Genomic DNA, 13,415 nt, shown 5'->3' on the forward strand with positions numbered 1-13,415 from the left:
TGAAATCGAGGCGAATGCGGCGCCGTGCGATCTGTTGGGGTGATCTGGCGATTGTTGCATCGTCCACGTTTCATCGTTCTACGCGGTTTTTTCGTGCGGCTCGACCGACGGGATGCGCGGGGGACGATCGAGCTGACCGCCAGCTTCATCGCTGATGCTCCTGGCCGAAACCCGTTGGCAGCGTTGAGCATGCCCATCGAATCGCGGCAGGCAGGCAACGCGCTACAGCAGATGCGGTCTCTTCTGACCGTGTTGTGCGCAAACCACCGCTGCCTCCAACCCACCGGCTGGTTTAGCGTTGCTCTTTGGATCAGGATGATCGGGATTGAGCGGCAACATGGATGTGTCAGGTCACGCAGCCCCGTCGCCGCGGCTTGCATCGGCAGTGCCGGTCGCAGGCGCGTTGCTGCTGGGCGTGGTCGTTTGTGCATGGTCGCCGGCGCTGTTGCCGCAGGCGCTGTATGCCGCCTGTCTGTTTGCGGGCGTGCTCGGCACTGCGCTCACCCTGTGGCTGCGTCCGCGGCCAGCGTGGTGGATGCTGGCACTTGCAACGGCGACGGTAGGCTTCGGGCTGACTGGCTGGCAAGTGGCCGAGACCTTGCAGTCGCAATTGCCGCCACGTGACGAAGCGCGCGAGATCAGGGTTCGCGGCCGCATTGTCGGGCTGCCGGTGGCCGAGCAACGGCGTACGCGGTTCCAGTTGCGCGTCGATCACGATCGAGCGCAGCCGGTGGCCCTGCGCGGCAAACTGTTGCAACTGGCCTGGTACGACGCCTTCGGTGCCGACCAGATCGGCCCGCGCGCCGCGCTGCGGGCGGGGGCACATTGGCAACTGCAGCTCAAGCTGCGTGCACCGCGCGGTCTGCGCAACCCGGGTGGGTTCGATGCCGAACGTCAGGCGTTGGCGCAGCGCATCGTCGCCACCGGGTATGTACGCGACCTCGGCGCTGCGCGCGAGGTTGTCGCTCCGCGTGGCGTGGATGCCTGGCGCGACCGGATGTCGCTGCGGATTGCTGCGCAGGTCTCCGGCCCTTCTGCGCCTTACCTGCGCGCACTTGCACTGGGCGACACGCGTGGACTGGACGATGCGGCATGGGCGACCCTGCGCGCGACCGGGCTGAGCCATCTGATCGCCATCTCCGGATTCCATGTCGGCCTGGTTGCCGCGTTCTTTGCACTGATGGTGGCCGGGCTGTGGCGATGGCGGCCGGGTCTGGGGCTGGTGATGCCACGCGTGCATGCCGCAGCCATCGCCGCGCTGCTCGGCGCCGCTGCGTACGCGGTGGTTGCAGGACTGGCGCTGCCCACGGTGCGCACCGTGCTGATGATCGCTGTCGTGGCACTGGCGCGGGTTGCGCGGCGACGCGCCACAACGGCGCAGATTCTTGCGCTGGCGCTGCTTGCAGTGCTGGCATGGGACCCATTGAGCGTGCTGGTGGCAGGCTTCTGGCTCAGTTTTGCCGGTGTCGCCTGGCTGGTGTGGTGCCTGCCCGCAGATGACCGCAGCCTCCTGCGCGGCTTCCTGTCTGCGCAGACCGTCGCCACCGTCGGCTTGCTGCCACTGACGGTCAGCTTGTTCGGGCAGGCATCGCTGGTGGGGCCGTTGGCCAATCTTGTCGCCATTCCCTGGTGGACCTTTGTCGTGGTGCCGCTGTGCCTGCTGGGAACAGCGCTTGAAGCGCTGCATGCCGGTGCGGGCGTCTGGGCATGGCAATTGGCCGGCTGGTGCTTCGCATTGACCTGGCCGGGGTTCGTCTGGCTTGGGCAGACCACGGTGGCGTTGTGGTGGGTGCCCGAATCCGACGCGATTGCGCTGATTGCAGCGTTGCTGGGCGCGTTCTGGTTATTGCTGCCGCGAGGCACGCCGGGCAAGGCCGTTGCGATGTTGCTGTGGCTGCCGTTGCTATGGCCGGATCGTGCCTTGCCCGGCGCTGGCGAAGCCGACCTGCAGGTGTTGGATGTCGGGCAGGGTCTGGCAGTGCTGGTGCGCACGCAGCGGCATGCGCTGCTGTTCGACACCGGCCCCGCAGTGCGCGATGGGTTCGATGCCGGCGAGCGCGTGGTGCTGCCCGCCCTGCGTGCGCTCGGGGTGCGTCGGCTGGATGCGCTGGTGCTCAGTCATGCCGATGCCGACCATGCCGGCGGCTACGCAGCGGTGCGCGCGGGTCTGCCGGTCGCGATGACGGCTGCTCCGCCAGGGGCGCCGCTGGATGTGAGCTCGCGCTGCCAGGCCGGCCGTCAGTGGGAGTGGGATGGCGTGCGCTTTCGCTTCCTGCATCCAGCTGCGGATTTTCCGTACCTGCGCAACCAATCCAGCTGCGTGCTGCGGGTCGAGACGCTGCATGCCAGTGCGCTGTTGCCGGGCGACATCGACGAGCTCATCGAGCGTCGACTGATGCGCGAGCAGGTTGCGGGGCTGCGTGCCGAGGTGGTGGTGGTACCGCACCACGGCAGCGCAGACGGCTCGCACGCCGCTTTCATTGCCGCCACCGGAGCGCAGCTGGCGCTGGTCTCCTCCGGGTATGGCAACCGTTTTGGCCATCCCCGCGCGCAGGTGGTGCAGCGCTGGACGGGCAGCGGGGCCGAATTGCTCGACACTGCCCAGTCCGGTGCGATCAGGGTATGGCTGGGGGCGGACGGCCTGCAGCTGCGCGAGCGACGACGCTGGCAGCCGCGTCTTTGGGATGCTGCGGAACGGCGGCGGTCGACTGTTATCCTATCGGCCAGCGAATAGGCGGCCGCGTTGCCGGAGGAATCGAATCGTGTTGGAGCTGGTCAAGGCGGGCGGTTGGCCGATGGTGCCGTTGCTGTTGCTGGGTGTGATCGCCCTGGCGATCGTACTGGAGCGTCTGTGGGCCTTGCGCCGCAACGAAGTGACGCCGCCGGGGCTGGGCGAAGAAGTCCGTAACTGGGCCGCGCGCGGCAAGCTGGATCCCACCCACATCGAGTCGCTGCGGCGCAATTCGCCGCTGGGCGCGCTGCTGGCGGCGGCGCTGGATGTGCGCGGTCGTCCGCGCGATCTGGTGCGTGAACGCATCGAAGATACCGGTCGCCACGTGGTGCACCGCATGGAGCGCTACCTGAACGCGCTGGGCACCATCGCCTCGGCCGGTCCGCTGTTGGGGTTGCTCGGCACGGTGGTCGGCATGATCCAGATGTTCCTGGGCATCCTCGATCACGGCGTGGGCGATGTGAACCAGCTGGCCGGCGGCATCGGCAAGGCGCTGGTGTGCACCGCCACCGGCATGATCATCGCAGTGCCCGCGTTGATGGCGCATCGCTTCTTCAAGGGGCGCATTGCCGGCTACATCATCGAGATGGAACAGGAAGCCACGCTGCTGCTGGACACCATGGATGGCCGCGCGGCGCCTGTGGAGGTGGCGCCGGCAGCGCCGGGCAGCAAGCCCGTCATGGCAAAGGGCTGACGGATGCGCATCGGCAGCGACCGAAGCCAGGACGAGCCGCATATCGACCTGGTGCCATTGATTGACGTCATTCTCGTCCTCATCATCTTCTTCGTGGTGACCACGACCTTCGACGCACGCTCCACGCTGCAGCTGCAATTGCCGACCGCCAGCGACCAGAACACCAGCGCGCCGCCGCGCTCGCTCAGCGTGCTGGTCAATGCCGACGGGCATTACTTCATCAACGACCAGGAAGTCCTGCGCGCAGATGTGGAGTCGCTGAAGCAGACCATCGCCCAGATCGCCGGCGACGACCGCGAGCAGACGGTGCTGATGCGTGCCGATGCGCGTACGCCGTATCAGGCCGTTGTCACCGCGCAGGATGCGTTGGGGCAGCTCGGCTTCCGGCGTATCGCCATTGCGACCGCGCCCCAGACCGGCACTGCCGGCAAGACAAGCAAGAACGGAACCCGCCAGTGACCACCATCAACGACCGCCCGGCGCCAGTCTCGTCCTGGCGCACGTACCGTCGCCTGTTGGGCTTCGCCAAGCCGTATCGGCTGTTGCTGATCGCCGCGTTGATTGCCGCGTTGGTCGAAGCGGCAGGCACCACCGGCTTCCTGGCGTTGATGAAGCCGATCACCGACGAGACGTTTATTTACAAGAACGCCGAAGTCAGCCGCTGGCTGCCGGTGCAGATCATCCTGCTGTTTGTGGTGCGTGGCGTTGCCGGCTATATCACCGACATGGCGATGGGCAAATCCGCGCGCAGCATTGCGCGCGATCTGCGCGTCAAGGTGATGTCCAAGTATCTGCGTCTGCCGGGCTCGCGCTTCGATTCCGAGCCGGTGCCATCGATGTTGATACGCCTGGGTTCGGATTCCGATCAAGTCGCACAGGCCGCGGTGGATGCGGTCAAGGTGATGATCCAGCAGTCGCTGCAGGTGATCGGCGCACTGGCGCTGATGCTGTGGCATAGCTGGCAGGTCACGCTCACCATCGTGGTACTGGCACCGGTGCTGGCCTGGGTGATGGACAAGGTGGCGCGGCGCTATCGGCGCATCAGCCACAGCATCCAGGAGAGCGGTGCGCACCTGTTGCAGGCCGCCGACCAGACCTTGTCCAGTCACCAGGAGGTCAAGATCTACGGGGCCCAGCAGACCGAAATGGAGCGCTACGGGGCGCTGGCCGACCGCAACCTGCGCCTGGCGATGAAGGTCGAATCCACCCGCGGCATTTCCACCGCCACCGTGCAGATGATCGGCGCGATCGGGCTGTCGGCGCTGCTGTTCGTGGCCGGTGCGCAGGCCTTGGCCGGGCGCCTGACCGCGGGCGACTTTGTGGTGTTGATGACTTCGATGCTGACGATCATTCCAGGCCTCAAGCAGCTCACCAATGTGCAGAACATGGTCCAGCGCGGCCTGGCCTCGGCCGAGCGCCTGTTCTCGGTGCTCGACAGCCCGGACGAGCCGGATCAGGGCGCAGAGCCCTTGACCCGCGCGAAAGGCCTGATCGAGTTCCGCGATGTCACCGCCCGCTATCCAGGCCAGGTGAATCCGGCGCTGGCCGATGTCAGTTTTGTCGCGCAACCCGGCACAGTGACCGCGATCGTCGGCCGCTCCGGCAGCGGCAAATCCAGCCTGATCAAACTGATTCCGCGTTTTTACGAAGCCGAGGCCGGGCAGATCCTGCTCGATGGGCGTCCGGTCCAGGCGTATGCCTTGGCGGACCTGCGTCGCCAGATCGCGCTGGTTGGCCAGCAGGTCATGCTGTTCGACGGCAGCATCGCCGACAACGTCGCCTATGGCGAAATGCGCACCGCAGATGCTGGCCAACTGGAGCGCGCGATCCTGGGCGCCAATGCGATGGAATTCGTGGCGCAACTGCCCGAGGGCCTGCAATCGCACGTCGGCACCAAGGGCGGGCGGCTGTCCGGCGGGCAGCGGCAGCGCCTTGCGATCGCGCGTGCAATGCTCAAGGATGCGCCGATCCTGATCCTGGACGAAGCCACCGCCGCGCTGGACAACGAGTCGGAGCGACTGGTGCAGGACGCCTTGCACAAACTGATGCCGGACCGCACCACGTTGGTGATCGCGCACCGGCTGTCCACCATCGAGCATGCCGACCAGGTGCTGGTGATGGATCAGGGCCGCATCGTCGAGCGCGGCACCCACACCGAATTGCTGGCGCAGGGCGGGTTGTATTCGCACCTGCACGGCATGCAGTTCCGCGAACGGCAGGCATGAGCAAGCATGGCGCCCGTACGCCGGGCTATTGGTACGACAACGCGCCGATTCCGCTGCCTGCACGCGTACTGGCACCGATCTATGGCGCGGCCATCGCGCTGCGGCGTAGCCTGTACCGCCGCGGCTGGCGTAAACGGCATGGCGTGCCGGTGCCGGTGATCGTGGTCGGCAACGTCACGGCGGGGGGCACCGGCAAGACCCCCCTGACCATCGCACTGGTGTCCAAGCTGCAGGAAGCCGGCTGGACGCCTGGCGTTGCCAGCCGTGGCTATGGCCGCGACGACTCCGGCACTGCACGATGGGTGGACGCAGACACGGCGGTGGCGCTCGGTGGCGACGAGCCGGTGTTGATCGCCTGGAAAACCGGCGCACGCGTGCGTGTGGACAGCGATCGCGTGGCCGCTGCGCGCGCGCTGGTCGAGGCCGGTTGCGACATCATCGTCTGCGATGACGGCTTGCAGCATTATCGGCTGGCACGCGACGTGGAAATCGAGGTGGTCGACGGTCAGCGCCGCTACGGCAATGGCCGCCTGCTACCGGCCGGGCCGCTGCGCGAACCGGCCGCACGCGCGCGCGATTGCGATTTCCGCGTGGTCAATCTCGGGCAGGCCAGCGCCACCACTGCCGCACAGACCACGGACGATGCCGGTTTCGGCGAATGGCAGATGCGCCTGAGCATCGACAGCGTGCAGCCCATGGACGGCAAACGGGCGCAACCACTGAGCATGCTGGCCGGGCAGCGCGTGCATGCCGTGGCAGGTATCGCGCACCCCGAACGCTTCTTCGCCATGTTGCGTGCGCGCGGCATCGGCGTGGTGCCGCATGCGTTTCCCGATCATCACGTGTACCGCGCTGCAGATTTCAGTTTCGGCAGTCGCCTGCCGGTATTGATGACCGAAAAGGACGCAGTGAAGTGCCGTCCCTTCGCCGATGAGTGGCTGTACAGCGTGCCGCTCAAGGCGGAGTTGCCGGCTGCATTCTGGGTGAGCCTGCTGGATCGGTTGGACAAGTTAGCCAGCCGGCAGGGCGTTTGATCCTGGCCGCTTGTTGCGCGTGCGTGTGCTGCCTGCGCACGTCTCGGTTGCACGTCATCCTGGAGGCTGGCTGGATGCGGGATACCGCTTTAAGCCGGGTCGCAATCGGTTTGCAGAGACACTTCGCCGGCGCGCCTGGCGCCGCTACATCGACGACCTCAGCGTTCTCTTACAGTCGCGCCAGCGACAGCCGTTACACGGCACAGGCGCCATGCTGCGCCACTGCAACTGTTGCGATCCGTCGCAACGTCTCGATCGACACGCAATGCTGCCGATCCAGGAACGCCACACCTGCTCGACCGTCCGGCCGCTCCAACACCCTTGCTGCAGAGAACGCGACCCCATGACCAACAACCCGTCTGCCGATTTCGTCGTCGCCATTCCGGCGCGTTATGCATCCACCCGTTTGCCGGGCAAGCCGCTGCAGTTGATCGGCGACCGCCCGATGATTCAGCACGTGGCCGAGCGGGCACTGGCCGCAGGCGCGCGCGAGGTCTGGGTGGCAACCGATGATGTACGGATTGCCGACGCGATCGAGGCACTGCCCGGCGTGCACGTCGCGATGACCGGCAGCGACCATGTTTCCGGCACCGATCGCCTGGCCGAATGCGCGCGTATCGCCGCCTGGGACACCGATGTGTGCGTGGTGAATCTGCAGGGCGACGAACCGTTTGCGCCGGCTGCGGGTATTCGCGCGGTCGCTGAGCTGCTACTGCGCTCAGGCGCGGAGATGGCGACGCTGGCCGCGCAGGTGGAGAGCGCACACGATCTGTTCGACCCCAATGTGGTCAAGCTGGTGCGCAGCGCAGGCGGGCACGCGCTGTATTTCAGCCGCGCGCCGATCCCCTGGCATCGCGACAGCTTCGCCAGCCAGCGCGACCGCTTGCCCGAGCACGGCCAATGGCTGCGCCATATCGGCATCTACGCCTATCGCGCCGGATTCCTGCAGCAATTCGCGGCGATGCCGCCCGGCCTGCTGGAGCGGATCGAATCGCTGGAACAGCTGCGCGCGATGGAAGCCGGTCATCGCATCGCCGTTGCGCTGACGCCCGAGCAGTTTCCGCCGGGCATCGATACCCCGGACGATCTGGCACGGGCACAAGCGCGCGTGGCATCGGCATGAGGGTCCTGATCGTGTGCCTGGGCAATATCTGCCGCTCGCCGATGGGCGAGGGTGCCTTGCGCGCACGGCTGCACGAGGCACGCCTGTCGCGCCGCATCGAGGTCGACTCGGCCGGCACCGGCGACTGGCACGCCGGCGATCCGCCAGACCCGCGTGCCATCGGTTGCGCGCGCGGCCATGGGGTGGATATCTCCGGCCTGCGCGCGCGGCAGGTGCGCCAGGAGGATTTCGAACACTTCGACTGGCTGCTGTGCGCAGACGACAACAATCTGCGCGATCTGCAGCGTCTGGCGCCGGCAGCGCGACGCGACAAGGTCGCCCTGTGGTTGCCGTGGGCCGGCGTGGACGCACGTGACGAAATACCCGACCCGTACACCGGCGGCAGCAAGGAGTTCGAGCAGGTCTGGCAGCTGGTCGATACCGCGGCGCGACAGACGGTCGCCAGACTCACCCGCGGCTAATCACGCTTGGGCATAATTACGCCATGACTGCCCAGCTCACCCAGGAACTGCCGGAATTTCCCACCTGGCTCAATGCCAGGCCATCCACCTTGCAGGAGCATCGCGGCCGCGCGCTCGTGCTGGCGTTCGTCAATGCCAGCTCGGTGTGGTGCGCAGAGCGTCTTGCCGAGCTGGCGCAGTGGCAGGCGCGCAGCCCCGGGCGGCTGCAGGTGATCGTGGTGCAGACGCCGCGTTTCGATAGCGAACGCCTGCCGCAACGCTCGCTCAAGCAACTGCGCGGGCATGGCGTCAGTGCACCGATCCTGCTCGACAAGGACTGGGAAACCTGGCGCCGCTTCGGTATCGAATCCTGGCCCACGCTGGTCCTGCTGGATGCCTATGGCCGCGAGCGCCAGCGTCTGGTGGGCGTCACCGGTGATCTGGACAAGGCCCTGGCCGCATTGTGCGAAGGCCAGCAACCGCCCTCCGACGCCGACCTGCAGGGCATCGCGGAGCGCGAACCCGAGCCGCGGCTGGCGCTGCGTTTTCCGACCGGGCTGGCCGCCACCGAAGACCGTCTGTATATCGCCGATACCGGGCATCACCGCGTGCTCGAATGCACGCACGGCGGCCGGGTGTTGCGACAATTCGGCCACGGGAATGCCGATCTCATCGATGGCGGTACCGGCGAGGCGGCTTTTCGTCGCCCGCAGGGTCTGGCGCTGGAGCGCGATCAGCTGTACGTCGCCGACACCGGCAACCACGCGCTGCGGCGCATCAACCTGCGCAGCGGGCAGGTGGACACCTTGTGCGGCACCGGCCGCTCCGGCGAGCCTGTCGAGGGGCCGCTGGCGTTCGCCGGTGCGTCCGCCTTGAACTATCCGCAAGGCCTGGCCATTGCCGACAACCAGGTGTTGATCGCCATGGCCGGCGACAACCGGATCTGGAGTTACGACCTGGGGCGCGCTGCACTGAGCGCACGTGCCGGCACCGGCGCCCTCGAAATCCGCGATGGCAGCGGCCACCTCGCCGCATTCGCCCAGCCGGCCGGCTTGGCAGCCGTGCAGCAGGTCGCCTACGTCTGCGACGGGTTGGGTTCGTCGATTCGCACCATGCAGCTGCGCGGCGACCTGGTGCAGACACTGGTGGGCGGGCAGGGCATCTGGCAGTTCGGCGACGAAGACGGGCCACGCGGCACCGCACGCCTGCAGTTTCCGCAAGCCATCGCACTGGCGGCCGATTCGCCGCTGCTGTGGATTGCCGACACCGGTAACGGCCGCCTGCGTTGTCTGCGCCTGGGCGGCGGCGAGCTGACCACGGTCGAGCTGCCGCGCCGTCTGCACGGCCCGGCAGGGTTGGCGGTTGCCGCCGGCGCAGTCTGGATTGCCGAAACCGACGCCCACGCCGTCTTGCGCTACGACCTTGCCAGCGGCGCACTGAGCGATGTTGCGATAGAAGAATGAGCGCAAGGCCCAAAGCCGACTTCGATGGAAAGGCGTTTGCTGCGCAGTTGAGCACCGCACCCGGCGTTTATCGCATGTATGCGGCCGACGACACCTTGCTCTACGTCGGCAAGGCCGGTGCGCTGCGCAAGCGTGTCGGCAGCTATTTCAACGGTACGCCAAAGAACGCGCGGCTGACCTCGATGCTGTCGCAGGTCGCGCGCATGGACGTCACCGTGACCCGCAGCGAGGCCGAGGCGTTGCTGCTGGAAAACCAGCTGATCAAATCCTTGTCGCCGCGCTACAACGTGTCGTTGCGCGACGACAAGAGTTACCCGTATGTGCTGCTGACGCGCGAAGACTGGCCGCGTATCGCCCTGCACCGCGGCCCGCGTGCGGTGCAGGGGCGCTATTTCGGCCCCTACACCGGCGTGACCGGCGTGCGCGAAACGCTGAGCCTGATGCACAAGCTGTTCAAGCTGCGCAGTTGCGAAGACAGCGTGTTTCGCAACCGCTCGCGGCCCTGCCTGCAGTACCAGATCGGCCGCTGCAGCGGCCCGTGCGTGGATCTGGTGGCAGCGCCCGATTACGCCGAGTCGGTACGCCGCGCGACCATGTTCCTCGAAGGCAAGAGCGATCAGCTCGGCGAAGAGATCATGCAGTCGATGCAGCAGGCCAGCGAAGCGCTCGAATTCGAGCGCGCCGCGCGTCTGCGCGATCTGCTGTCGTCGCTGCGCGGCATGCAGAACCGCCAGTACGTCGACGGCCGCGCCGCCGACCTGGACGTGCTGGCCTGCGCCACCCAGTCCAGTCAGGCCTGCGTGCTGCTGCTCAGTTTCCGCGACGGCCGCAATCTGGGTACGCGGTCGTTCTTTCCCAAGACCAACGGGGAAGACAGCGCCGACGAAATCCTGGCTGCGTTCGTCTCGCAGTACTACGCCGAACACTCGCCGCCGCGCGAGATCTTGCTGGATCGCGACATCCCCGATGCCGAACTGATCGAGGCTGCGCTCAGCGCCGCCGCCGAGCACAAGGTGGCGTTGAAGTGGAACGTGCGCGGCGAGCGCGCCGGCTACCTGCTGCTGGCCACGCGCAACGCGCAGCTGACCCTGGTCACCGAGCTCACCAGCCAGAGCGCACAGCACGCACGCAGCGAAGCGCTGCGCGAGATGCTGGGCCTGCCCGAGCAGGTCAAGCGCGTGGAGTGCTTCGACATCAGTCACACCATGGGCGAAGCCACGGTCGCGTCGTGTGTCGTGTTCGACGCCAGCGGCCCGGTACGCGGCCAATATCGCCGCTTCAATATTTCCGGCATTACGCCGGGCGACGATTACGCGGCGATGCACCAGGCGATCGAACGGCGGTTTCGACGTGCAGTGGAAGAAAACGGCGTCCTCCCCGATGTGCTGCTGATCGACGGCGGTGCCGGTCAGCTGGCGCAGGCGCAGGCTGCGCTGGCCGACCTGGGCGTGGAGAACGTCGTGCTGGTCGGCGTGGCCAAGGGCGAGGAGCGCAGGGCAGGGCACGAGGCGCTGATCATGGCCGATGGTCGCGAGTTGCGACCGGGCGCTGCATCGCCGGCACTGCAATTCATCCAGCAGGTGCGTGACGAAGCGCACCGCTTTGCGATCACCGGCCACCGCGGGCGCCGCCAGAAAGCGCGCATGACCAGCAAGCTCGAGGACATTCCCGGCATCGGCCCGCGACGCCGCGCGAGCCTGCTCAAGCATTTCGGCGGCCTGGTCGGTCTCAAGGCGGCCGGCGAAGCCGAGATTGCGCGGGTAGACGGGGTCAATGCCGCACTTGCCGCACGAATCTACGCTAACCTGCATGGGCTGGCGCTCCCCGATGCGCCAGGCGAGTCGAGCCCGTAATGAAGTTGACCATCCCCACGTGGCTGACACTGCTGCGGATCCTGATGATCCCGGTGTTGGTCGTGGTGTTCTACCTGCCCTACACCTGGACGAACTTTGCCTCCGCCGGTGTGTTCGCGCTGGCCGCCATCACCGATTGGCTGGATGGCTGGGTTGCGCGGCGGTATCACCAGTATTCCGCATTCGGCGCGTTCCTCGATCCGGTCGCCGACAAATTGATGGTCGCAGTCGCCCTGTTTCTCATCGTGCAGGGCCATCCCACGCCGTGGATGGCGTTCTGGGCGGCGGTCATCGTGGGCCGCGAGATCGCAGTGTCCGCATTGCGTGAGTGGATGGCGGAGATCGGCCAGCGCGCCAAGGTGCGCGTTGCAGCGATCGGCAAGATCAAGACCACCGCGCAGATGGTCGCGCTGCTTTGCCTGCTGTATTCGGTCACTCCCGGGCAGATGCCCACGCACGAAATCTGGTTGGGCAATCTGATCTTCCGTGCCGGCTATTGGACATTGGCGATCGCCGCACTGCTGACCTTGTGGTCCGGTTTTCAGTATCTGCAGGCAGCATGGCCAAGTCTGCGCGCAGACGAAAAAGCGGCGATCAGCAACAAGCCGAAAAAAATCGAAAGCAACAGTTGACAGCTATCCTGTTCGCTGTAGAATTTCGCCTCCCAAGCGGGAATAGCTCAGTTGGTAGAGCGCAACCTTGCCAAGGTTGAGGTCGCGAGTTCGAGTCTCGTTTCCCGCTCCAGATTTAGACAAGGCCCCCTGTCCGAGGTCTCGTTGTTTCAAGGCAGGATGCCTTGGGTTTGATGTTTCGGCCTGGTGGTAGAGTGGTTATGCAGCGGACTGCAAATCCGCGTACGCCGGTTCAATTCCGGCCCAGGCCTCCATACTGCAGTCGCTTTTTTCGCATCGGCAACGATGGCGGGACTAGCGCAACGAAGTGACAAGCTGTACAATTTAGTTTCACGCGGGAATAGCTCAGTTGGTAGAGCGCAACCTTGCCAAGGTTGAGGTCGCGAGTTCGAGTCTCGTTTCCCGCTCCAAATTCAGACCCCGGATATCACGCGATATCCGGGGTCTTTGTTTTCCGTCATAGGAAGCGTTCTCCGGCGAGCATGCTGTCGTTGAACGTGGCTTGTGGCTGAGCAAGGTCTCTGCATGACGCCAGAGCCGAGAGCTCCCATGCAGGTCCGCAAGCTTGTGCACGTTGCGGCGGTGTCTGCCATGCAGTGGACCAGGCGCGCGCCGTGGCCTCGTGCCACTCTGCGTCCTATGCACCGGCGATCGGGCCAGCGGGGGTGGCGAATCGAAGTTCTTGGCCCTACAGACTCCTCATTCGGCACCAACTGGTGTTGCAGCAGCGGAGCTGTTCGCCGCACCGCCAATGCCATGCGCTCGAACGCAGTCAGCCTCTCGTCTGCCTGCCCGAGTTTGGAGCGCCCTGTGTCGACTGCCGTGTCGTGAGGCGCCTGCAAAAGCAGTTCGCAGACAAGCACTAATATGGAAGCCGAGCGCAGGTTTCAGTCCGTAGACCATGCGCCACCGCTTGCCTGCGCAGTGGACATTGCACGCGCCGCCGTGATTGCAGGTGGTGGTGTTGCTCGCGGACATGCCGACTGCACGCGTGGCAGGAAAGTGTCCTCAAAGACGCCATGTCATCGCATCCGGCAATGGATTTTCGTGCCAGCGTGTGCCCGGGGCGGGGGTCGAACCCGCATAGCCTTGCAGCTGAGGGATTTTAAGTCCCTTGCGTCTACCAATTTCGCCACCCGGGCATTGCGATAGCGTGCCTGATTGCGCGGCGATTGTGAATCTCCAGACGACGATTCTTGCCAAGGCCCGGACATGCCGCG

9 protein-coding genes, 4 tRNA genes and 1 pseudogene are annotated in these 13,415 nt (G+C 66.0%); 13 read left to right on the forward strand and 1 reads right to left on the reverse strand.

Annotated elements, in window-relative coordinates:
* Window positions 1–337: 337 nt before the first annotated feature.
* The 13 genes and pseudogenes from FHY19_RS19205 to FHY19_RS19265 all read left to right on the forward strand — a co-directional run.
* Window positions 338–2,869 (forward strand): annotated as a pseudogene (locus FHY19_RS19205) (DNA internalization-related competence protein ComEC/Rec2); the annotation flags it as partial.
* On the forward strand, window positions 2,763–3,425 hold the full coding sequence (locus FHY19_RS19210) for a MotA/TolQ/ExbB proton channel family protein (RefSeq protein ID WP_259167866.1): 663 nt from the start codon (window positions 2,763–2,765) through the stop codon (window positions 3,423–3,425). The pseudogene FHY19_RS19205 and the gene FHY19_RS19210, both read left to right, overlap by 107 nt.
* Window positions 3,426–3,428: 3 nt before the next feature.
* A complete protein-coding gene (locus FHY19_RS19215) occupies window positions 3,429–3,884 on the forward strand; it encodes a biopolymer transporter ExbD (protein WP_046964075.1) in 456 nt (151 codons plus the stop codon).
* Window positions 3,881–5,650, forward strand: a complete 1,770-nt coding sequence (gene msbA / locus FHY19_RS19220; protein ID WP_259167867.1) for a lipid A export permease/ATP-binding protein MsbA — start codon at window positions 3,881–3,883, stop codon at window positions 5,648–5,650. Before FHY19_RS19215 ends, msbA begins: the two co-directional genes overlap by 4 nt.
* Window positions 5,647–6,684: a tetraacyldisaccharide 4'-kinase gene (gene lpxK / locus FHY19_RS19225; protein ID WP_259167868.1), complete on the forward strand. Its 1,038-nt coding sequence runs from the start codon at window positions 5,647–5,649 to the stop codon at window positions 6,682–6,684. The genes msbA and lpxK overlap by 4 nt, the downstream gene beginning before the upstream one ends.
* A gap of 343 nt (window positions 6,685–7,027) precedes the next feature.
* The gene (kdsB, locus tag FHY19_RS19230) at window positions 7,028–7,807 is read left to right on the forward strand and encodes a 3-deoxy-manno-octulosonate cytidylyltransferase (RefSeq protein ID WP_259167869.1); all 780 of its coding nucleotides are present in this window, start codon (window positions 7,028–7,030) and stop codon (window positions 7,805–7,807) included.
* Window positions 7,804–8,268, forward strand: coding sequence for a low molecular weight protein-tyrosine-phosphatase (locus tag FHY19_RS19235; protein ID WP_259167870.1), 465 nt, complete (start codon window positions 7,804–7,806; stop codon window positions 8,266–8,268). Before kdsB ends, FHY19_RS19235 begins: the two co-directional genes overlap by 4 nt.
* Window positions 8,269–8,291: 23 nt before the next feature.
* On the forward strand, window positions 8,292–9,710 hold the full coding sequence (locus FHY19_RS19240) for a hypothetical protein (protein ID WP_259167872.1): 1,419 nt from the start codon (window positions 8,292–8,294) through the stop codon (window positions 9,708–9,710).
* Window positions 9,707–11,563, forward strand: a complete 1,857-nt coding sequence (uvrC, locus tag FHY19_RS19245; protein WP_259149303.1) for an excinuclease ABC subunit UvrC — start codon at window positions 9,707–9,709, stop codon at window positions 11,561–11,563. Before FHY19_RS19240 ends, uvrC begins: the two co-directional genes overlap by 4 nt.
* Window positions 11,563–12,195: a CDP-diacylglycerol--glycerol-3-phosphate 3-phosphatidyltransferase gene (gene pgsA / locus FHY19_RS19250; protein ID WP_046964068.1), complete on the forward strand. Its 633-nt coding sequence runs from the start codon at window positions 11,563–11,565 to the stop codon at window positions 12,193–12,195. The genes uvrC and pgsA overlap by 1 nt, the downstream gene beginning before the upstream one ends.
* 36 nt (window positions 12,196–12,231) lie before the next feature.
* Window positions 12,232–12,307, forward strand: a tRNA-Gly gene (locus FHY19_RS19255).
* 68 nt (window positions 12,308–12,375) lie between these two features.
* A tRNA-Cys gene (locus FHY19_RS19260) sits at window positions 12,376–12,449 on the forward strand.
* An 80-nt stretch (window positions 12,450–12,529) separates the two neighbouring features.
* Window positions 12,530–12,605 (forward strand) — tRNA-Gly (locus FHY19_RS19265).
* A 648-nt stretch (window positions 12,606–13,253) separates the two neighbouring features.
* Here the strand turns inward: FHY19_RS19265 and FHY19_RS19270 are convergent.
* Window positions 13,254–13,337: transfer RNA gene (locus FHY19_RS19270), tRNA-Leu, on the reverse strand.
* Between the last annotated feature and the right edge of the window lie 78 nt (window positions 13,338–13,415).

Origin of the sequence: Xanthomonas sp. 4461 (genome assembly GCF_024806475.1) — a bacterium.
GTDB lineage: Bacteria > Pseudomonadota > Gammaproteobacteria > Xanthomonadales > Xanthomonadaceae > Xanthomonas > Xanthomonas arboricola_F.